This is a genomic window from Halovenus aranensis (assembly GCF_900100385.1).
In the GTDB taxonomy this organism is placed as follows: domain Archaea; phylum Halobacteriota; class Halobacteria; order Halobacteriales; family Haloarculaceae; genus Halovenus; species Halovenus aranensis.
This window is the reverse complement of record NZ_FNFC01000021.1, coordinates 1-21934: the sequence shown is the minus strand read 5'-3', so window position 1 is coordinate 21934 and position 21934 is coordinate 1. Positions and strand designations below refer to the sequence as shown.

Below are 21934 nucleotides of genomic sequence, written 5' to 3'. Positions count from 1 at the left end.
AACTCCCCTTGCTCGGATTGGTCCTTGCTCGGTGGTGTATGCGGTCCCTCGTACCACCTGAGCTTTGCTCTGAGGCGCTTGTTCTCCTGTCGTAACTGTTTGTTCTCTTCTCGAAGCTCTTGGTTTTCTTCGCGGAGCTGTTCGACCTCTTCCTCAAGCGAAGCAAGGCGTGCGAGGATCTCCTCTTTGGTAGGGTCGGAAGAAGTCATGAGCAGGCAAGACGGGATGGTCTCCGGACTGGAGACCATCCCTCGAAGGTGCATTCATTTGCCTGCTGCATCGATCTACGGCACCAATTGGGTGGCTCTTACGAGAGACTATCGAAATCAGTCTGGGGCTAAACACGTACCTGAAATCTGTTGCGTCTTTGATCTCGGCAGCCGGGACGTATTTTCCAAGATTGGCCGCTAATATGGTCGTGAAATTTACAGCACCGTGGGTCGATACAATGCACAATGAATCTTCTCTTGCTCACAATTCTTTGTCTTTTCCAACTAAAGGTGAGAAAATGACAGATGAAGCCGATTCTCTACATGAGCGGCACCTCGAACAGCGATCCTCGGGCCAGTCTCGAGATGCACGACGCCGGCGGTCGCGACTTGCCCAGCGTGATACGATTCAAATGCCACTTGGGGAGTCCGTCAACGAGCAGGGAAATATCGAATACGAGATCGTCACGCTTGAGCGCGTCGACGACCCTGACGGCGACGGGTTTCCACAGGACTACGAGGAAGTCGAACGAGAAACCCACACGTACGAGCCGGTCACCAGCCCCTTCGACGAAACCGCATACCCAGACGATACTGGCTCACTCGACTTTGACAAACTCTTCAACAACGATAGCGGCCCTTACGTTCCTGAATTCGAGTGGACGATCAACGAATCGACTGGCGTCATCGTCTTCGATACTGTCGACGAGATTCCCGATGGGTATTTCGACGTCCCTGGACCAGTTCAGTTCCCGCTCTACATCAGGCCCGACCTCTCGAACGTCATTCGAAGAGAACTCAAAGACGGCAAATCACTCGAAGAAGCAGTGGGGGCGGTCTCCGAGTACGATACACTCCTCCCCACACAGCCCGATGTCGAGCTCACGCAATCCAAAGACGTCTCAAATGAAGATGCACTCCGTCTCTACACGTACTGGCGACAGACAGACAACGCTTCGCACACTGTTACTGATCGAGCTGACCGTCCTTCGTTCCGAGACAAACTTTCAATCAATGCCTCCCTTTCCCGAAACACGCTCGCCTACACAATTAGCGATAACATAGACGAGATCGGGCCACTCGATCTTGATACCCAGACACGAGAAGTCATCCGTGAGTTCCGTGATACCGATCTCTCATCGCAGCTCCGGGAACTGCCAGAGCCCGAGACAGATGGAATGTCTCCACCCCAGGATACGCTGCTAACGCGCGACGTGAAGAAAATCGGCTATTCGTGTATCCAACTCGGTCGGACGGGTGACTGGACGAAGTACGACAAGTGGGAGCTGTTCAAGCCACACGAACTCGCGGCGAAAGACAACATCCACGCGAACGATGCCCACAAGAATCTCGACGTGATCTCCCGGTACTGGAATCAGGACTCACCACAAGCCCAGACACTCTGGACGCATCTTCGAGAGGAACGTCGACTCTCCTTGCGCCAGATGTTCCATGCTACCTTTGATCAGTTCGTCGCGAACGCCCAAGAGCGGGGTCACTTACCGGAGTCAGTGGAAGTTGCTATCGACATCACTGGCTGGGCATACTTCAGCATCGACAACGATCCGCCGGGGACCGAGCAGACGAAGCCCAGCCGCAACTACGGGAAGTCGTGGCAATTCGCGACGATCTCCCTAGTGAATGTCGATCTCCCGTTCGTGATCGGATTCAGGGAACTTCACTTCCGAAAGCACAAGCACTACGCTGTCCAGCAGTTGCTGAATTTCGTCGAAACACGGTTCGATATCGAGCAGGTCTATCTGGACAGCGCGTTCTACTCCGAGGCTGTCCGCGATGCTCTTGATTCGAACAACCGGAACTTCCTGATGAAGGCACCACGCCGGATGAAGCTCTTCAAGAATCTCGTCGATGGGGTCAACTGGCGGGATGAGACGATCAATCACGCGCCATATCAAATCAAGACGCCAAAGCACCAGGAGTACGAGGACTGGTTGATCGCCCGGTATTCGAAGAAACGTTCCGATCTCCGGGACAAGACGACGTCTTCTGTTGGGGGACTTCCAAAACCGTACCGTGACTGGGAGGCGTTCTACGGGAATATCGACCCAGATGACTACCCAGGCGGAGCCAAGCAGCTCACGAACGATTATAGACTCCGATGGGGGATTGAAACAAGCTATCGCGTCATGAAGAACTATTTCCTCCCCAAGTCGAATACCAATCTCTGGCGCAAGCGCGTCTTCCAGTTCGGGCTGGCAGTGCTCTACTACAATATGTGGTTAGCAGCAAACAGTCGGAAAGCTGTCGAGAATGGTGAATCGGTGAAAGATGGTCAAGGGAGGTATCAAATGACAGCACACCGGTTTATGATGTCTCTCCTTCATGATTTTGAGTCTGTGCGTATTGGCGAGGTGTCGGACTTGTCTGATGTGAGTGACTTAGTGAAGGAGAATCTATAGTATAATTTCACTTGATGTGCTATTAACTGAATTTATAATATCTGATATTACTAGCAATATACAAAGCACGAATCCTGTAATATGTAGTTTAAAAGACCAAAACCATTGAGGGGACACTGTTAATTATATGCGGTCTCCCACCTGGAATTTTCCAAAAGTGGTTGAGTTCTGTTGAAAGTATTAGAATATCCACCAAATCTATTACGCGTCGGTTTTCTTGTATCGGTATGGTCGATAAGGAATATTTAGATCCAGTTCTATCTAAGATGCATTATGCTCCTATTCCACATGATCCACACGTTCAGGTTGAGGAAGATTCTTCGTTTGATTACGATGTCGAACGACTCATTACAGAAGGCCATGGTGTGGACCCCCAAGCAAAACGGCATTCGCTAGAGACGCTCCGACGGAAATTCATTCCTCTGCTCTGCGATGCAGTTGAGCAGGCGGCGACATCCGACCAGTCGGAGATGGAGGCATACAATGATTTCAAGTCAGAATTTTTCCGGTCAATTGTCAATCGTGATGTACACACGTATCGGGTTATATTCCCGCTCCAACAGAGGTGTGCTGATGGGCTAAACGAGCCCGTAGCTGTGCTAGGTAACGAGTTGCAACCAGCAGACCAGGCCAAGTTGGAGTCCGGGTTGAAATCATATGCAACTCAACGTACATCAGGTTCTGACACTGAAGCGGTAGATCAGTTTCGAGAGTACGACGGGGAGCACTGGGAGCTTCAAATTGATGCCAGAGACAATGCGTTCGCGTATCAACGTGCCACAACTATTCTCCGGTATTTCTACGGAATCCTGAATCACCTGCTACTACGATGGAGACGACTGAGATGGACAACGGCTGGTGAGCCGACTGAAAAATCTGCCCCAGGACTGCGGTTGCCGGCAGGTATGCTGGTCTACTCAACTTCGGCAGCAGAGACTCGCAACGAGTGTGCTCAGCTGACAATCAAACGGGAGTCAATGACAATTCATGAGGGTCGCAGCTCAGAACTGGATGACTATGACTCTCTTCCACAGCTGCCATCGCTCGACTCACTCACCGAACCTCAAGAGAGGCTGTTCGCAGCTACCACGTCATATCAAAAAGGATCGAGCACAGCCAACGCGAATGACGCGTTTTTTGCATTCTGGCGTGGGATTGAGGTATTAGCCGTTAACAATCAGCTAAGTAACGAAGAGCTCGTTAACCGAGCACAACAAATTCTATGGTCAGTGAGTGGCTCAGAGATTGGTAATCCTGAGACACGGCAAGGAGGACTTCGGTTCGAAAGACCACGTCTGTTGGACGCAATGGACGGGCTCTATAAACTCCGTAATAAGATGGTGCATGAGGGTCCGGAGGTAGAGATTCGGCCAATAGATGTCGTAGCGGCGAAAACACTACTTGATGCGTATTTTGATATCTACTTTGAATTTTGGGACAAGGTCGGTACACAGGCCTTCAGGGAGATGTTGGATGGTCTCGCCCTCTCATCCGATGACCGTTCCAATCGGATTAAAGAGCTGGAGAACCAGATTGATATTTTGAAAGAAGCAAATGAGTTTGACCAACAACGCATACGTGCTGATCGTGAAGACGAAATATGGTGGCCAACCATTCCTGACTACTGAGTTTTCGTTGAGATGTTGATTGGATACCAGTTGAAGTGACGATCTTTCTTTGAACCCGTACTGATTCTCTGTATCGGTGATGCTGGTTCCGACAGAGAGGAATAGGTTGAGAGCGCTTGTGGTAAAGGTACAGCGGGTATCACACCGTTTTTATCGGCCCAAGTCTCAATTTAAGAGAAAGATGAGAGAAGAATTTACAGCAGTGGACGCAATGACCGAGGTCAATCTTTTCGAGCCTGATCGAATTGATGAGGAATTAGAGAACGGTAGGATTGAGATTGCACTTCTTTTAACTGCTACAACGGCAGAGGCTATTCTGAGAGACGAGTTAATCCAGCATCTCGAAATCCCTAGAAGGGCCTTTGATGAAATATGTGGTGACAAAACCCTTGGATGGTACGTCAGCAAATGTAATGAGAAGAAAATAATTGATCAACAGTATCGAGACTCATTTGATAGCCTTGTGAAGAAGCGAGGTAAGTTGGTTCACGACCTCGGTTACTTAGATCAACTTGATAAGAATGATGATGAAGTGGAAAAAGTGAGAAGTACAATTGTAGATTGCTACAACTGGTTTGATTCTCGCCGTCAAGACTCATGATTAATATCTCTCTCGATATCTTGCACCACTAATAACACCATACAAATTATAAGAATCTAGAAATGGCAAGATAACTCATTAAACATCTGAAATAGCACATATGGCTGTATCAGCTCTAATCAACAAATACAACCGCAAATTGACCGATTTATTTTCGCTGTATCAGTTTGAAAAACCATCTTGAGTTACTGAGGACTGTTAATACTGCGGCCAAAGATGGGCGGGAGATGCTGGATGAAGCCTCTTCTCAGGATATCGAGCTTGTGCGGGTAAGAAGGTCAGTCAGACACTGAGACTTAAGCAGGATACCAACCTATGAGACGAACATATGATTTTTTATTCGGTAAATCCGAGGAGTTTCGACTCTTTCGGATAAAATTAAACAATACTCCAAGTGTTTGTTATTCGCATGGGATTGGAAGAACGACTGATGCTCAACGGAGAGTAGGAAGCGATAGAAAAATCACACAAGGAAAAAGTACGTCAAGCAAATCAAAGGGTCATTGATGAAGAAGCAGGCAGATATCGAAACACGTCTGATGACATAGATTCAGCGAGTGCTTCTGGCGGGTCCTCTGGTGCGCCATATATTGGTAAGGATATTCAAGAAGTTATAGGACGCTGCTTGCTGGCCATCTATAATATCGACGACCCATCTGATGCTGAAGGGCTCGGGAAGGGGATTACTATGGTATAGACGCTTTGGACAGCCAAGAAGATCTCGGTGGTTTTTACAGGCTGATGATGAGAAAGTGAGAGAGTCTGTTGATAAGGCTCTGGTGAATCGCCATACGTAGCTTAATTTGGGTGGGTAACGCTTCGTTTGATGTTGTAGACGGAACACATCAGGACAATTTCGCGAAATTCGCGGTACCACGCTCGGGCACGCACGGCGTGGCCGAGCGTGCGTTTGATTGTCGAAAACACTGTTCCGGAGAGTGCTCGTTGCCCGTAGTCAGCCGCATCGATCCGCGCATTGTGCGCGTGATCGATGGGGCGGAACTCACGATGTTTGATCAGTGGTCTCACGCCTTCGTCGCGTAATTTCTCGCGTAACTCTTGCCAGTCATAGCCCTTGTCGGCGGCAAGGCTGTGCAGGTCGCCCGCGTTGCGCAGGGCGACCTGCCAGCCGATCTGCGTGTCGTGGCGTTTCTCAGTCGTACAGTGAACGTCCAGTACAGCTTGTGAGTCTGTGTCCACGAGAGCGGTTGTTTTGAGTGTCTGGACACGGTAATTTGTCCGGCGGCAGTAGTGTTTGCTGGCGTTTTCGCGGTCGAAGTACGTCGAATCGATGGCGGCGTGTCCCGACGGCTCGTGCTCCTGCGCGGAGAGGCGCAGGAGCACTCGCCAGACTGCCATCGTCAATCTATCAAACCACTTGACTAACGTCGAGTGATCAGGCAATTCATCCGGTTCAAGCCCTATCTCAGCCAAAATATGTGGCATTTCGCTCAGCCAGTCTAGTGCTTCACGGTAAGATTGTTCGAGGTAAACCCGCAGACAGTGCAGGGACACGACGGCGTAGTCGGCGAAGCCGCCACCCCCTTCGGGGGCGGCAGCTTCGCCTCGGCCACCAACAGCATTTTTTGCTAACGTCACCACTCTCTGCGTGAAGCGGGAGATCTTCGACATGTCCAAATCGTAATTTCCCGCTTCATTCTCCTAGTTCTGACGGTTCGTTCCAGTGCTGTCTAGTGATTCACCAGAGCCCCTCTTTGGAATGACGACCTACAACGCGTGGGTGGCGGCGAACACCAAGGCCCGGCGACAACACCTCGAAGACTCCGAACGGAAGCGCCCGCCGATCCGTGCCAGCCGGTTCATGACGTTGGGCCAACAGCGGTACCGGACCGAGGAGTTCCACCGCGATTATATCAGTTTCTCGGAAGATTAGAATGGCCTGCTGACAGTACGGATAACCGACTCACAGCACGACCTTGTTGCAGAAAATTAGCGTGTGCAACTAATCAAGGATTCTCGCGTGCTGCTAATGAAGAAAAATCTATCTGGAATCATCATCACATACCATCTATGAGATCGGAGTTACGGAGGTTTTTGAACAATCTTTTAGATGAATGTCTGTATGATCATCCTAACTGGGAAAAAGAACATCTGACAAGCCGCAATTGGCGGGCATTTGAAGAGCTAATATCTATCTTGTGGAATGATATGGGATACAAAACAAGCTTGCAACAAGGTAAACGTGATGGCGGAGTAGATGTGATTGCAAAAGGAACAAATCGTATTCCATTTTCGAATCCACCCACGATTGCGATTCAGGCAAAAAACTGGAAAAAGAAGGTCCGTGAACCGAAAGTTCGCGATTTATATGGGGTCCAAAATGGAGGTCATAGGCAGTCAAATATAGGTGTCTTTGATGAGTCAATTTTGGTAACTAGTTCGGGTTGTGTTGATGGGAAGTCCGGATTCACCCAAGGGGCACGTCAGTTTGCAGAGGCTAATGGAATAGAGTTGATTGATGGAGCGGAACTCTTAGAACTACTAAACAAATCAAATCTCAGCCCATTACGTCTTGGACGTAAGCCCGGTAAAAAATGGCATCTTCGAGAATCACCATGTTGCGGATGGTCAAAAAAATATAAAAAGAATAATGTATATGGGCAGACTACGCAAGAAATCTTCCATGATGAAACTCAGCAGGTAGTATCCGCTGGTTTAAATGGAGGACCCTTAGTCGCCATGGAGGACTTGTGTGAGGCGTGTATGAACTTACGTCTTGAGTGAGCGGTAGAAACAACGGCGTTACTTTCATAGAAGATCCAAACGGTCGGAATTAAGAAAGTCTACCTCGGCCGAAATGAAGTACATTATGCATATGAAGTGTAAACTCAAATAATCCCCAGATAGGTTCAGACCTGCCACATTCCGTTTGTATTCAGTCGCCCTTTACCTAGGTCACTCTCTAAGATTGTGCTATGAGGACGACGAATTCGTATTAGCACCGACATCCAGTTGAATTTCAGTAGTATCGCGATTTCCGGCTTCATCGATCACAGTGAGTTGAATAGTATATTCGTCAAGAGAATCATAACTATGCTGTATGACCTCACCGGTCTCTGTTGTATTATCGCCAAGGTCCCACTGATAGCTGAGGCCCCCAATTCGAGTTTTAGATGATCCAGCATCAAATTCTATTTCTTCACCCACAACGGGCGATTGAGACCTCGTCTCAAAATCGGCGGACAGTGTTGGTAGAACAACTACTGTCTGATGAGTGGTGGCTGTAATGTTGCCCTCATTGATTACTGAGAGTTCAACACTGTATTCCCCCGGTGTGTCATAACTATGTTGTATACTACCGCCTTCCAGCATTGTGTCATCTCCCATGTTCCACCTCAATGTGTTGCTATCTGCCAGATTTCCGCTAGCATTGAATGTTATGGATTGTCCTGGTTCGGGTACAGCAGGGTTGTAGGTAAATCCCTGGGCATTAATTGTCAATGGGAAAGTCAATTCTGAGTCCCCTCCCATCGCTACGAGAGTGTACCTCTCGGAGGGTAGATCTGATAACTCCCCCTCGAAACTTCCTGATTCTACCGGTATTGTTACACTTTGTTCTACCGTATCCTGTTGCCTGATTTCGATATCGATGTTGTCGACCTCGGCCTTTCCACTGAGGTAAATCGTTCCAGAAGAGTCCGTGGTAATAGAGATATCGTTAATTCCTGTTCCGGCCGATGAACCTGTCGAACCGGCAAAAGGGCCAAATAACAAAAATAGAATGAGTAAAAGGGAAAGCGACAATATTGTCCCGATAATTCCTATATTTCCGAAGCCCGGAATAATTGCTGTCGGTCCACTTGGGGCGGACTCTGGTTTAGTATCCTTCCCTGTCAGCGAGGATTGACTGCTTGGATCCGCAACCCCCGGTTGTTCTTGTCTAAGGGAATTAAGAAGGTTCTGCCTTGCAGTTTCGTACTGTTCATTATTGATTATATCCTTGTTATTCAAATCCGCGAGTTCGTCAAATTTAGAAGCTGCCTCTGAAAACTGATTCTGTTCCCCAATTTCCACCGCGCCCTCTTTATCAATATAAGAATACATGAGCCGAAATCCCTCGATCTCATGCTTGACTTGATCAGCTGCTGAATTGATTTTATCTAATATTATTTGCTCATACTGCTCTCTAAGATCATTCCTTATCCGACTAATCTCAGACTCTATTTTTGATTTATAGTCTCCATCACTCACCACAGGATACTCGAAATCATGCTGAGTGTCTGCAATGATGTCTGTACCCAGAGAAACACCAACACTACCAATATCATTATTTAATCTTCTATATTTGCTTATTTTATCTCGCTTATCCTCAGGTGAGCTTTCGTCTAGTTCCTGAATGTTTTCTAATTCTTCTTGAACTTCTTCATTAGAAATTGAGGCAATCTCCTCACACCGGCTCTCAATTTCTTCTTTAATAAGTTCTTCAATATCATTATGGAACTCTTCTTTCTGCTTATTCCCAAGCAATACGGACTTCTTTAATACCTCTATTATTTGATTGGGGATTTTCGAACTTCTACGAAACCTATCTGACTCAATGCTTCTGTCGCTTGCAAAAAAGGCTTCAATTTCTTCATTTAATCCTTTCAGGTATTTTATATCTTCTCGTAACTCAGATTTATGGTATTTTGACGGTGTGTTAGAAATGTCTTCAACATTAAGATGTTCTTCCAGTTGGTCCGATATATCTCTTTGTAACTCTTCACTGTATGAGTTTCTTAGGTCATGCAAGTCATCTTCGATATCCTTAACCAAATCATTCAACGATCTATCAACCGAGCTGACCTCTCCTCTTAGATCCTGTAACTCCCAGACTTTGTCATCAAATTCCTTTATATTTCCTTGGCTGAATTCAGAGTACAACGATTCCATATATTCATCAGGCAATTTCTCCGTTAATTTTGGCTGATCGTCGGAGTCACTTAGGATATAAAAATAGTTACAAAATAGGAAAACCTTAGCATCTAAAGAATATTTTCCGTTTTTTTCTATACTCCCCAAACACTCTTTAATTTCTTCTTTTAGAGTATCGGAACGTTCTTCTTTTGTGGCCTCAATCAGGGTATCTATATCCGATACGATACCTGACTTGATATTCTCAAATTGAGATCTGTTTAGGGCTTTTTCTTCCCGAAGCTTTTTTGCTTGTTCGATCTGCTCCTTGATTTCCGTATGAACTTCCCGTTCTGCATCCCCTTTTACATGTTTCTTTGAGTTTTCTAACAAAACCTCTCGTTCATCTAGTGGTTTGGATTCTATATCGAATTTTGTCTGAGCCTGTAATCCAGATGAGTCTACTATCTCGTCAACTAAATTTTTCTTCTTATTTTGCAATTCTATCACTATCTCATTTATTACTTCATCAGATTTTTCTGGTACAGAGTTAGTCAACCTCAGAATACTATCACAAAAATCATCAAGAGGCGCCTGTAGCTCCCCTGAACGATCTTCTGGCTTTGATTGACAGATATTAATAGCTTTGTTCAATCGTAAAACGACATCACCGCTGTCTTCACGTAGGTTCTTATTAGAGACTTCTTCAGTGAGATTTTCCAACTTTTGCTTCTCTTTTTTAACTATCTTGTCCTCAACGCTCTCTCTCTTATCCTGAACCTTCTTTTTATAATTCTTTTTCAATGCTTGGCGATCATGTCGTGTCAATATATTATCAGTACTTATCTGTTTAATAAGATCCCTTAGCTTGCTGTGATCATTACCCCCACCAATTGGACGACCAATTATCCTTTCGATTTCTTCAGTTACTACTTTCGGCTTTTCTTTTATTTCCTCTTCTAGATTTCCCAGTAATGATTCAAACCTGAAATTATACTCTCGTTTAACCCCTTCCTTGATTTCATCTTTTTTATCCTGAATCTTCTTTTTGAATATCGGAATTAATTCACTCTTTTTTACATATCTATCCGTTCGAAGTTCGCTGAGGAGATGCTGGACCGCTTGAGCTGCTTCAGTTTGCTGCTTTTGACTCTTCTCTTGTTCTGTCAGTATGAAATCTATTTGGTTAATGATTTCGTATTGTTCGTGTCGATCCCGTCTCTCATCAATTGATTCAAGAATATCGTCAAATTCCTCTTCGAGTTCATTTTTCTCCTGCTCTTTCAAATGGGTCTTAACTTGATCTAATTCCTTCTCTATTGAATCTCTTATTCCTATTCTTAGCCTGCGTTTTTCTTCATTGGTGAGTAATTTACTGCTATTGATCTCTCGTATTTCGTTGATAAAGTTCCCAAACAAATGGCTTTCTTCAGTTTTCGAAGGATTCTGTGAACACTGCTTTTTCGCCTGTTCGAGGTACTGAACTCTTGTTTCTAAGTCCTCTGTCTTTTCCGATATCTTATTAACTATCTCTTTGAGCGATTCCCTTTTAACTCGCTCAAACTCGTCTTTCTCTTGACTTTTCACCTCGTCAATATCCTCTCTAAATCCCTCAATGAGATCTTCCTTCTTTTGTTCCGATAGAAGCGGAGAGTTCTCAATGTCCTTGTTTAGTGCCCTGAAATCCTCTACCAACTTTTTATCAATATCTATATCACTGTATGTCTCTTCCTCTTGGACGGCAAATTGTTTTTCAACCTCATCAAGCAAAAGTCCTGGATTGGTGGATTCTCCCACTTGTTCGTTTAATGATCGCAAAAGACCTCTCTCAAATCTGTCATCAAAGTGCTGCTCCTCTAAATTCTCAATCTCACGTTTGAATTTACTCACTTCTGATAATTTAGCATTGGATAGATTCTCTTTTTCCTTATCACTCAAGGCACCGTTGTTTGGCAATTGCCTGAATATCTCGGGATTTATATTCTCTCTATCGGGGAATGAAATGTTCTCTCTCTCAGCAGGACTTTCGGCGTTGAGTATCTTTTCAATGGCTGTGTAAACTTCATACCGGAGTTTCCGATCTAACTCGGATAATTTCTCTAACTCTGTTTCTACCTCACGCTCGACACGCGAACGCATGTCGTTTTCGAGCCCCTCCAATTCTTCTTGAACACTTTCTTCAATCTTTCCTAACAGGCTCTTTCTGTCCTGCTCTTTCAACTCCGAGATCGGCAACTCGCTGGAGGAAGCTTGTCCAGATGCTAAGGCTTCAGCAACGTCCAATACTTTCTTTGCTGCTGATGTCCTGATCTCCCCCTCTGATGACTCTGAAGAATTTCCGATATTCTTTTTTACATCCTCTAATTCGAGATACGTTTCCCAAGCAGTAAGGTTCTCAGTCTCGACGATGTCTTGAACTGCTGCAATAGCCTCTTTCTCACACCAATCCTCAACACTCTCGAGAACCTTCCCCCATTTGCTTGATAATTTTTTATTTGTCCGAGAATCTAATGGCTCAAAGTTTTTCTCATCTTGATCGGGTTTGAATACCACGTCAACGCTGTTGATTACAGGAGTCCGCCCAAACGGTGCAACAACTATTGACGCACTACTGTTTGTCTGCTGGATGCAATAAGAAACTGCAACAGCAGCGGCTTGGTAATTGCTTACAGCAAAATCAAGCGTTTCGTTTTCGTTAAACAATTCATTGATAGCATATTGCGTTCGTCTATCAATGCCAATGTCTAATAGTGTATTATTTTGTTTTGTCTTCAGTATCCACGGTAATCTTCTCTTATCTGATCTGTTATGAAAATTCCATTCCCCATTTTCGTCTTGTTTCTCCTCCAGCGATTCTAATTTGTTTATCAAGTCATCCAATAGATCTCTCCTACTGTCACCCTTGAATTCTAGATGAAAGTGACCACTACGCGACATTCCTGGCGCCTCTGCGCGAACAAATGCGACTATACGTTTAGTTGCTAAATCAATATAAAACGGAATCTCGTTATCAATTAGTCCCCGTATGTCTTCAGGTGCTTCAGGAGGGACCTCCTGGTGTGGATAGACCTGTTGATTTTTCGAATCGTATATTTTTAGCTCACTCATTTGTTGAGACCCATTAGTCAACTAATTTCTTGATTACTTCTCCATATCGCACTGGAATCAGTTGGCCGTACTCGTCCGCCTTGGGGTATCTCATGGGACGGCCATCTTCGCTGTCGGTTCTAGGCTTCATTATTCGTTCGTCTTCAGCGCCATGACTTCCTTTCTTGGGTTCTCCGCCAGCATCGCTGTCTAACTTCCTCGGGTCCTTTGCAACAACACATTCCTTATCGATCGCGGTTTCGAACCAAACCGGATAAATTGTACTTACATCGGCTGCATTTGGAGCCATTAGCGAGTGCGCACAATTCTCAATACGTCTAGTGACGAAATCCCTGAATCTATCGTAATCTTCTCCCGCCGGTTCAGGATTTTTAACACCCTTCTCATCACGCATATAATTCTCGAATTCTTCAATATAATAATCCGCTTTGGTAGCTACCAGAATAATTTCCTCAACATCTGCATTTTCTGCTATAACACGTAGATTGTCGACCTCCATCCACTCGTCTGCCGGCCCCTCTACAGTAGTTGGGGAGTACCCAACAGCTCGCTCTGAATCAAGCAAAATAACGAGCTTATCTGCCGTATCTATTGTGGTCTTCAAATCATGGACTGCTTTGTCACGGGGATCTTTTGCTATTCCCTCCTGAGATGACTCGTTACTACTTTCTTTTTCATCTAGACTAACTGCCTCTTGATTATCTGGTTTTTCAGCTTCAGCTGCCTCCATTTCCTCGTCTGTTTTTAATAATTCTTTTTCAAGCTCTTCTTTGAGCTCGTGAATCTCAATGTCTTTCTTTCTTGAAAGTAGAAGTAAGGCAGGCAAAAACTCATATTCTGAAGCATCAAGTTTTCTTGGATCTATCTGGGTTAACTTTTCTAATTCTCTCTCTCTTTCGTCCTCTTTATCCATTTGCTTGATCTGTCTTTTGATCCCAGACTTAGCTATTTTTTCCACCCAGTCTTCTGGCACTTCTGATTCCAAGAACTCACCATACTCGGCTATAATGTTGTTCTTTTGGCTCTGAGTGAGGTATTCTTCATCATACAGTCTTTTTAAACCGGGATTACGTGGGCGACTATGTACCAGTTCCTCCAAACCATTTGGAGAATCATCTAATGTAGCCAGCGCGTGGGCCGAGTAAAGATGGAGGAGGCTAGCGACCTCTCTTTCATCAATAACTCCTTTTATATTTTCTTTTCCGCGGCTTATAATCACATCAACAATAATATTCCTCAGGCCCTCGATAATACGCTCATACTGGCCTTCTTCGCTACCTACTTCTTTTATTAATTTTGCTAAATACAGTGCTTTTCGCATCTGATTCGCAATTTCACTCTCATAACCACTCAATTCTTCGCCAATATCTTTTTCCTCGATCTCTTGTAGAATCTCCAAAGTGTGTTCCCAGACGTCGTGACCGTTATCATCAACTAGATCTTCAGCTATATCTATGAATTCTCTTCTTAGTACCCCATAATCTTCAACACACTCATATATTTTTTCTTCAAATACGTTTATAAGCGCATCTTTATATTCTTCATCCAAAATATTGTCATTTGAGATGCCGATAACCAACTCTTGCACCTCCTGATAGTCGTCTGTCTGCGATTCAGGATTTCTTATTACGGAAATTATCTCCGACATTCCCTCCGGATTGTCTTTTAATTCTGGTTGAAGTTCTTCCACCAACTGATCAATATCTCTTCGCCAATCAATTTGATGGTCGTCACGAATTTTTGTCATCTCTTCCATTACTCTAAGCTGTAGCGATTCCCGGATAGATTCACTATCAACATCATCAGTCCGTTCTATTTCATCTATAATTTCTTTAAATTCTTTGAGAGACGTATCATCTTCCAAATCCGATGGTTCGTCTTCATACAGTATCGCATCGATATCCCTTAGTTGGTTGTAAATACGATAACGGTCGTGTCCTTCTGTTATATCAGATAGTATCTCTGTTAGTTCCTCGTGACACACTTCTGTCATCCCCTTCGTTTCGTCAATCTCATCTTCCGGCGAAAACCCTTCCTGCTCACTTCCTTCCGGATTTCCTCCATCAGTCGACACAGGATTTCCAAATTCTTTTGAAGTGTCCTTCAGAATTTCGCCAGGATGATCTACTGTGTCGACTGATATTGTTGGTTGACCGAATTTTTTCTTATGGTTAAAATCAAATGAAACTTCTCCGTACTGCAACTCTTCTGAGTCGTCTTCGGCGGCAATCTCTGTCGAGCCGAGGAACCAATCGAAAGCAACCTCTTTATCTATGTCTCTGTCCCTCTTGATGTCTCTCCGATGTCGTACATTCCTTCTGTAATTATCGACTATCGTACTCATCATGTCGTCGTTATTGCCGTACCCAACAAATTCGTAGTCTTCGTTATCACGATCACAGATATAAAGCCAAGAACCTAAGGCGAAATAGGTTTTTCCAGATCCTTTGGGTCCGATAACAGCAAATTGTGTTGATGAACCGTACTCTCCGAAATTGAACCGTATGAAATTAAATAAACAACCCATGAATGCAATGGCACCAAATACATAAGCCGCCGACAAGCCAATCTCGGAAGCTGTTAGATGCTCCCTCGCTAAGATGCTAATCACAGTAAGAGAACCAACTGTTATAGTTGCCAGTACAATCAAACCATAGGTTGCGACCGGAAACCTCACTAACTCCCCATCCTCATCAACTACGACAAGCCGCGGAATTATGCCGCCATTTGTAGATTCCCTGCTCTTTTGAAAAGTCTGTTTTATATCCAGATCATGAGAGCCTCCAAAAACATCTGAAAAGAAATAGCCGAGTACTAATCCAGCAATCAACGCAACCCCATTACTAGCGTGGAAATTGAGAGGGGTAGTATCCCGGAATACATATATGACAACGCTCAGCAATAGTGATATTACGCCTAAGAGTACTCCCTGACGCCGTTTCTTGACATCCATTGTATAGAGCCCGAGCCAAATCACGTAGAGTCCAATTAGAAATGACAGGATACCTTGACGGGCAAGCTCACCTTCTGTACCTGTGGGTCCAAGATCTCTCACTACGGGAAAAATTTGATTCCAGGTTACTACAATCATATGCGCCAAAATAATTGCTGATATACTCATTCCAATAAGATACCACTTTATCCCAATCTTAGGCTTCCTAATGAGATTGCTCATCAAACTTTTCTGTGTTGCGACTAATACTTAAATCCGATGGAAATTATCAAAATAGAAATGTTAATCAATCGTGATAATGGGCTGGGGTTAACGAAGATTCTACTTTTTAGTGAACAAGGAACCATCCGGAAGCCCCTTTGTCATTAGACTTTAATTGAATCTGCCGTGTTGAATAGATGCTGTGTCACGATCAGAGTGGCTCACAGAGCGGTTCTATGTTGGAGATGGCGAACATGAGGACGATTTCACGGAACTGTCGATACCAGCCGAGCGCTCGCACGGCATCGCCGAGCGAGCGCTTCCTTGTCGAATACGAGGGTTCGGCCATCCAGCGCTGAGAGTAGCCTTTTGCCCGGATGAGCGCGTTATGCCCTAGCGTCAACGGTCTCGATCCACGCTGTAAGATGAGTGGTTCGACACCGAGCGCGTAGAACTCGTATTTCGTGATCCAGTTGTGGAAGGCTTTGTCGGCGGCAACGGACAGCAGGTCGTCCGCGTTCCGGCGGACGACCTGCGGCCCGGTCTTGGTATCATGTTTCCACCGAGCCGAGATATGTACGTCAAGGACGGCAAGAGACTCTCTATCAGTTAGTGTCGTCACTTTCAGCGTCTGAACGGTACTTCCCGACCGCTGGCGGTAGTACGACGATGCTGAGCGGCGGTCGAAGAACGTGCTGTCGAGTGCAGCGTGGCCAGACTGCGGGTGTTGATGCGCTGAAACGCGCAGCAACGCCCGCCAAACCCACATTTCCAGCCGGTCGAACGATTTGTAGAGCGTGGTGAAGTCCGGTAAATCGTCCGGATCTAGGCCAAGTGCGTCACAAATCTCGGTCATGTACTTCAGCCGATTCGGCGTTTCACGGTAGCTGTGGCCGTCTTCAAGCCGAAAACAGTGTAAAACGACGTGCTTCCAGCGGGCGAACCCGCCGCTGGCGGGCTCGCCCGCGTGCTTCCCCAACGCTTGTTTGGCTAGGTCGCGACACTTCTCAACGAAGTCGAGGAGGTCGATCTCCATGGATAGAGTCGAATTCCTCGATTTCACCCTTCTAACCCGTGATATCAGACGATTAGATCGCTATTCAACACGGCAATTGAATCTCATCTCTTGATTATATGCCGACAGATTGTTTCACTCGTCTGATCAGCGCCGTTAATGAATTTTCTACACATATTCGAGCAGTCACTCTAACAGGGGACTTCCAGCTACTGCTCCAACTCACCAACAATCCTCTACAAAAGAGCGTTACGATTTCTTTGTTACGTCCATCGACAATTTTATTGGAGTCGGAAAGGACTCAGTTTGCATGGTGACTAGGGTATCAGACAGTAATTATACGGAATATCTGCGACTCATCGTTCTACTAGTTTCACTTGTCATAACTACTTGGTATATGACTGCGAATATCTGGGTAATCAATTGGCAGGCTGGCGGATTCATGTTTGTTGTATATCATCAACTAACACGCATATTTGGTGGAAACCCCTATCAAATATTTATATTTTTGATAGGTATGTGGATCGGATTGTCTACTCTTTGGCTATTAGATACTTATAAAAAATCACTATTTTTTGTCCCCTTAGTGTTCCTGAGTACAGTGATTCTCACACTAGTCAAAACGACAAATGTACTTCAACCTGGACCCGTCCTACGTGCAGATTATCTGATAGTCTTTGTTGCGGCACTCATATTCAGTGTCTCTGTAATTGGACAAGTACCATTTATTAGCTGGATAAGACCACCAAGAGGAAAGCAAAATCATTTGATGGGGCCGCCCCCACGTAGTATCCCCCAAAGCCCATACATAATATTTGTCTCGGTGGCTGTCGCCGTTGTTCTCGGTCTTCTTGATTTCCATCTATTTTCTGGGGACTTTCTACAACTCTCAGAGAATAATGATCTAGCAATAAATGTGCTTGCCGGTGGAACTCTCATTTTCTGTTTCTATGAAACCGCTGAATATAGACGAAGTGTGCGAGTTCTACTTCTTGGTCCAGCGCGAGCAGGTAAGACCGCAGTGCTTGCTGGTTTGTATAATGACATAGAATACTCTAAAACCGAATCAAGCTCTTCAGATTCAGGCTATAGTCTGTTTGACTCCACTCGATATATCGAAAGCACATCATCTAACCGGCTAAAAAAGATCGCAAGAAATCTTAGGAACGGTAAACTACCAGATCGAACGGATGAAGAAGGAACGGAATATATCGAGATAGAGTATGTGTCAGGACATCAATTTTTCCGAAAAAAAACAACAGTCAGTGGATTTGACTACCGGGGAGAAATATTATTTGATAGGGGGACTGAAACGGAAAATCTAGGATTTATTAATACGTTAGAAGGAATAAGGAATGAACGCACAGTTGTGGAGCGTTTACTTCACAGATTTGGTGCCATCGATTATTGGAATAGGGCCATTGAAGAACAGGGAAATATCGACCCTCGATGGGCAGACAAGGACCACCCAGAAATAGAAACAGTAGCAAAGTTAGCCGATACTGCGGACCATCTTATTTTGACACTTCCGATTGATGACTTCCTTAATAGAGTGATTGAACGCGAGAATATTAGGGGATATTATCCTTATTTTAAGATTGAGAAAAGTGGAAATGACCAGTTCGATCTAACATTACCTAACAATTTGGATATACTCAGGGATAAAAATGCTTGGGAAGCAGATTTATTGGATGAATTCACTGGCAGCGAAACAGTTAATATCAATCGACAAGATGGTGAACTAAGATTCGACGATCTTGACAGACCTTGTCCCGAACCCAATTTTGAGTCCGTGGAGTATCTCATTCCAGTTGATAAAGACACAACCTATTCTCACATGGCCAACAGAACAAACCCGCAGATCTATACAGAACAACTGGAGGGGTTTATTGATAAGTTACAGGAGAAAGGAGCGGCAGGGCGGAAATTTACGTGGATATTCACGATGGCTGATCTTGTTGCAAAGGACTTTGATGAAGCCGTGGCTTCAGCGACAGAAATAGAGGAAAACGGGACTGAATCGAAAATCATTGATGAGCTTGAAGAAAATATTGGGTCAGTTAGTACCTCTTTCAGAAAGAGGCAAATGAACTCCGTTCAATACTGTCTTTTTGCGCACTGGATAAAAGAGATGTATATCAAAACGTTATGGGATGAACAAGATTTTGAAAACGTACTGACGAACACCCGTGAAGATTCAATTTTTCCAGTATGGTTTGATATCAAAGAACGCAGTCCGGAAGGAGAGCTCCGGATACGTACAGATAAAAAAAGGAAGGGACAATCTGAACCGAATGATAATGCCCGAGCCGAACACCGCGGTGATCTACTGGAAGGCTCTGATGAGATACTCAACCGGATAGAAGGGAAAAATACAGCAATGACTCAGTTTGCAGGGTCAGAGATTGTGTCAAATTCATATTCTAAACTTTATGGGACGATAACGCAATCTGATTCATAAGCATGATAGTAAGACGGATTTATGCTGCTACAAGTGGTCAGTGTCTTGTTCGAAACACTGATCAGGTTGATGAGAAAGAACGAGAACGTGTAAAACAAGACGTCCAGTCGGGCGTACGCTTTGTAGTTGATGCAACACATGGTGAAGTACGCGGATTTCTTCCAGTCCGACGCACCGCGCCCGAGGCATTCTACGGTGTTGTGCAGATCGAACCACAATCTAACCCTCTTGATGAGTTCTGGACAGCGATTCATGAAGAGTTTGCAGAACGTCCGGGGTGGACACTGAGAAAAGATACAGAAGAGGGCGAATTTCTCCGCATCGTCGCTGGCGAACGCTCGCTTGAAAATAATACCACTGAATTTCTGGAACAGCTACAAGAACAAAATCGGCCCGTAACTGTGGGAGTGTCTGATCTGCAAACTGCTGGAAGGTTACTCAGGCACAATTACACCTCTGAATCTGTGAGGATCGAAAATACAGTTGTCGCCATCAACATGATTGAGAATATTGCTTATGATGTATTGTATTGGTCTCGGGAACAGGAGGACAGCACTACGCTTCTAGCCGGCGCTAATCAGGAGACACAAGAGATGATGGAATCGGAGACAAAACACGATCCGACCCTGAGGGATTTGATTTTTCAGTGGTTTCGACGTGATCGATAGCTGTTGATTGTGACCCGCGGATTCAAAACCGCTATACCTGATCTGAAGGTGGGTTTTAGAAAACTCCTATTTATACCCTGTGGGCATCCTGTTAGCTGGTCCACACCTCACCTCAATGTTGTTTGGATTGGTTGGGATTTGATTTCCTACGCCAAAGGTAATGTCGAAACGGTCCAAGTACTTTTTAAATGAAATTGTGCAAGATTAGATCAGACCGAAGGCTTTCGCTGTATTTCACCTTGGCAAATCGGCTCCTTTAGCGCGACCCGACAGTACTTTCGTAGAGGTCAATGTCGTACATGTCAAGGAGTACGTCAGCCGTAGTCGCGTCTTCGTTAGCATCACTTTGCATGATTTCGGAGACAAAGTCCTCGTCCATCGGACGAATCTCGTCGCGGTAAACGTAAGCGCCGTACGCGTCCTCAATCTCTTGGTCAGTGGCTTCCGTCGCTGCCCACTGCCCGAGTGCGTCCCACTTGTCCCACTGTGCTCCAAGGCCAATCGTCTGGAATGCACCCGGGACCTCCTGTTCGTTGTAGCGGGTATCGAACGTGTCCTTGTAGCCATCCATTTTTGTCACCGGCGCGAGATTGTCCAAGATGTTACCACCGATAAACAACACCATCGTAAACTCGTGGGGATGACCGGAATCATACGTCTCCGCTGAATACAGATCGCGGCTCTGGCTCTTATTATTCAGTGGCAGTGCCTCAAACACCTCCTCGAATCGCGCACCGCCTACGCCAGCATCGTGATCAAATTCCGGAGAGAGGTACACCGCATGGAAGCACATTCCTTCGTAGAATCGCGAAACCTCCTCACCGTGTGACGTTGGCTCAGGTTCGTTCAACGGCACACGCTCGTCATCCAAGTTCCCGACAGCGACTGCGAAATCGTCAAGTATCTTGTCCTTGTTATTCTCCCAGACATCCGTGTCGCCAACGTGTTCAGCATCCTCGGCAAGGTCTTCGGGCGACACGTTGCGTTGTTTGCGATAGGGGTTTGCTCCTTCATCACCGGAAGTACTGCTCTCTAATTCGGTGTCGTACTGATTTCCGAGGCCTGCAATGTCGCGCCCCGTCATTTCGTCTTTATCTGTAATACCAGGATCCGGCCGTGGCACTTCCACACCGCCAGCGACTGCTCCTGGACCTTCGGCAATCCCTTTCAATCGCTTCAACCGATCGATTGTGCCCACATTGTCGGGATGCTTCAATTTCTGGAGGTTCACTTGGAGGTCGGCGACGGTTTCGCCCAGCGGTTGGAGATACGCTTCAAACAATTTGGCGATGACTTCCGAGCCTGTCTCAACCTCTGACTGCGGGATCGCGAACGGGTCAGCGTCGCCATCTCGCTCTGCTTCGTCAAGTAATGCACCGAGCAGTTCGCCCGTACCTTCGAACTCCGACCCGTCAATGAGCCTTTCCAACTCATCTTTCACCACTTGTTCCCAGTCGTATTCCTTTGCTGGAATCTTTGCTGTGCTTGACTTCTCTGGGACTAATTCCTCGTTGGAGAGAGCAGCACTGAATGTTTGGGCTAATTCCTCAGTAAGCTCTTTTTGTTGTTTCTGAATATCTCGTTCGATCATCGAGTCTCGGAACGAACACTCGAAGTTAACATCGATTCCTGGATTGGGTTCTGAACCCATGATCTCGAATCGATGGTCGCCCTCGTGGAGGTTCACTAACTCGTCAGAAAAGTCTTCGGTATTATCGGTAAGCCAACCGCCGTGTTCTAAGTGAAGTTCCCGAGCGTCTTTGACGATCGCAAACTCAGCTTCCAGTTGGTTGCGATCGATTTGGGCGACCCCCAT

At 45.5% G+C, this 21934-nt stretch carries 12 protein-coding genes and 1 pseudogene; 7 read left to right on the top strand and 6 right to left on the bottom strand.

Features of this window, described 5'->3' with window-relative positions:
- Positions 1–248 (bottom strand): annotated as a pseudogene (locus BLR34_RS15520) (hypothetical protein); the annotation flags it as partial.
- A gap of 260 nt (positions 249–508) precedes the next feature.
- Here BLR34_RS15520 and BLR34_RS15515 point away from each other — a divergent pair.
- The 3 genes from BLR34_RS15515 (at position 509) to BLR34_RS15505 (ending at position 4858) form a co-directional block, all read left to right on the top strand.
- On the top strand, positions 509–2629 hold the full coding sequence (locus BLR34_RS15515) for a transposase (RefSeq protein WP_176765352.1): 2121 nt from the start codon (positions 509–511) through the stop codon (positions 2627–2629).
- A gap of 227 nt (positions 2630–2856) precedes the next feature.
- Positions 2857–4257 (top strand): HEPN domain-containing protein, encoded by a 1401-nt coding sequence (locus BLR34_RS15510; RefSeq protein WP_143414186.1) that lies wholly within the window; start codon positions 2857–2859, stop codon positions 4255–4257.
- 181 nt (positions 4258–4438) lie between these two features.
- Positions 4439–4858 (top strand): hypothetical protein, encoded by a 420-nt coding sequence (locus BLR34_RS15505; protein WP_092704675.1) that lies wholly within the window; start codon positions 4439–4441, stop codon positions 4856–4858.
- Positions 4859–5656: 798 nt separating this feature from the next.
- Here BLR34_RS15505 and BLR34_RS15500 read toward each other — a convergent pair.
- Complete coding sequence (locus tag BLR34_RS15500) at positions 5657–6490, bottom strand: IS5 family transposase (RefSeq protein WP_092704673.1); 834 nt, start codon at positions 6488–6490, stop codon at positions 5657–5659.
- Positions 6491–6578: 88 nt separating this feature from the next.
- Here BLR34_RS15500 and BLR34_RS15495 point away from each other — a divergent pair, with 88 nt between their 5' ends.
- Together BLR34_RS15495 and BLR34_RS15490 are read left to right on the top strand one after the other, a co-directional pair.
- Entirely contained in the window at positions 6579–6752 is a 174-nt protein-coding gene (locus tag BLR34_RS15495; protein WP_245683245.1) for a hypothetical protein, read from the top strand.
- A gap of 137 nt (positions 6753–6889) precedes the next feature.
- Entirely contained in the window at positions 6890–7603 is a 714-nt protein-coding gene (locus BLR34_RS15490; RefSeq protein WP_092704671.1) for a restriction endonuclease, read from the top strand.
- Between the two features lie 189 nt (positions 7604–7792).
- Here BLR34_RS15490 and BLR34_RS15485 read toward each other — a convergent pair whose 3' ends face one another.
- The 3 genes from BLR34_RS15485 to BLR34_RS15475 form a co-directional block, all read right to left on the bottom strand.
- Positions 7793–12820: a PKD domain-containing protein gene (locus BLR34_RS15485; RefSeq protein WP_092704669.1), complete on the bottom strand. Its 5028-nt coding sequence runs from the start codon at positions 12818–12820 to the stop codon at positions 7793–7795.
- 13 nt (positions 12821–12833) lie between these two features.
- The gene (locus tag BLR34_RS15480; RefSeq protein ID WP_092704667.1) at positions 12834–15995 is read right to left on the bottom strand and encodes an MFS transporter; all 3162 of its coding nucleotides are present in this window, start codon (positions 15993–15995) and stop codon (positions 12834–12836) included.
- Positions 15996–16185: 190 nt separating this feature from the next.
- Positions 16186–17010, bottom strand: coding sequence for an IS5 family transposase (locus tag BLR34_RS15475; RefSeq protein ID WP_092704665.1), 825 nt, complete (start codon positions 17008–17010; stop codon positions 16186–16188).
- Positions 17011–17386: 376 nt separating this feature from the next.
- On the opposite strand from BLR34_RS15475, the gene BLR34_RS16705 reads away from it, so the two are divergent.
- Together BLR34_RS16705 and BLR34_RS15465 are read left to right on the top strand one after the other, a co-directional pair.
- On the top strand, positions 17387–19450 hold the full coding sequence (locus tag BLR34_RS16705) for a hypothetical protein (RefSeq protein ID WP_143414185.1): 2064 nt from the start codon (positions 17387–17389) through the stop codon (positions 19448–19450).
- Positions 19451–19452: 2 nt separating this feature from the next.
- The gene (locus BLR34_RS15465; protein WP_092704661.1) at positions 19453–20118 is read left to right on the top strand and encodes a hypothetical protein; all 666 of its coding nucleotides are present in this window, start codon (positions 19453–19455) and stop codon (positions 20116–20118) included.
- A 256-nt stretch (positions 20119–20374) separates the two neighbouring features.
- Here the strand turns inward: BLR34_RS15465 and BLR34_RS17160 are convergent.
- A partial coding sequence (locus tag BLR34_RS17160) for a hypothetical protein (protein ID WP_092704659.1) occupies positions 20375–21934 on the bottom strand: 1560 nt, incomplete at its 5' end.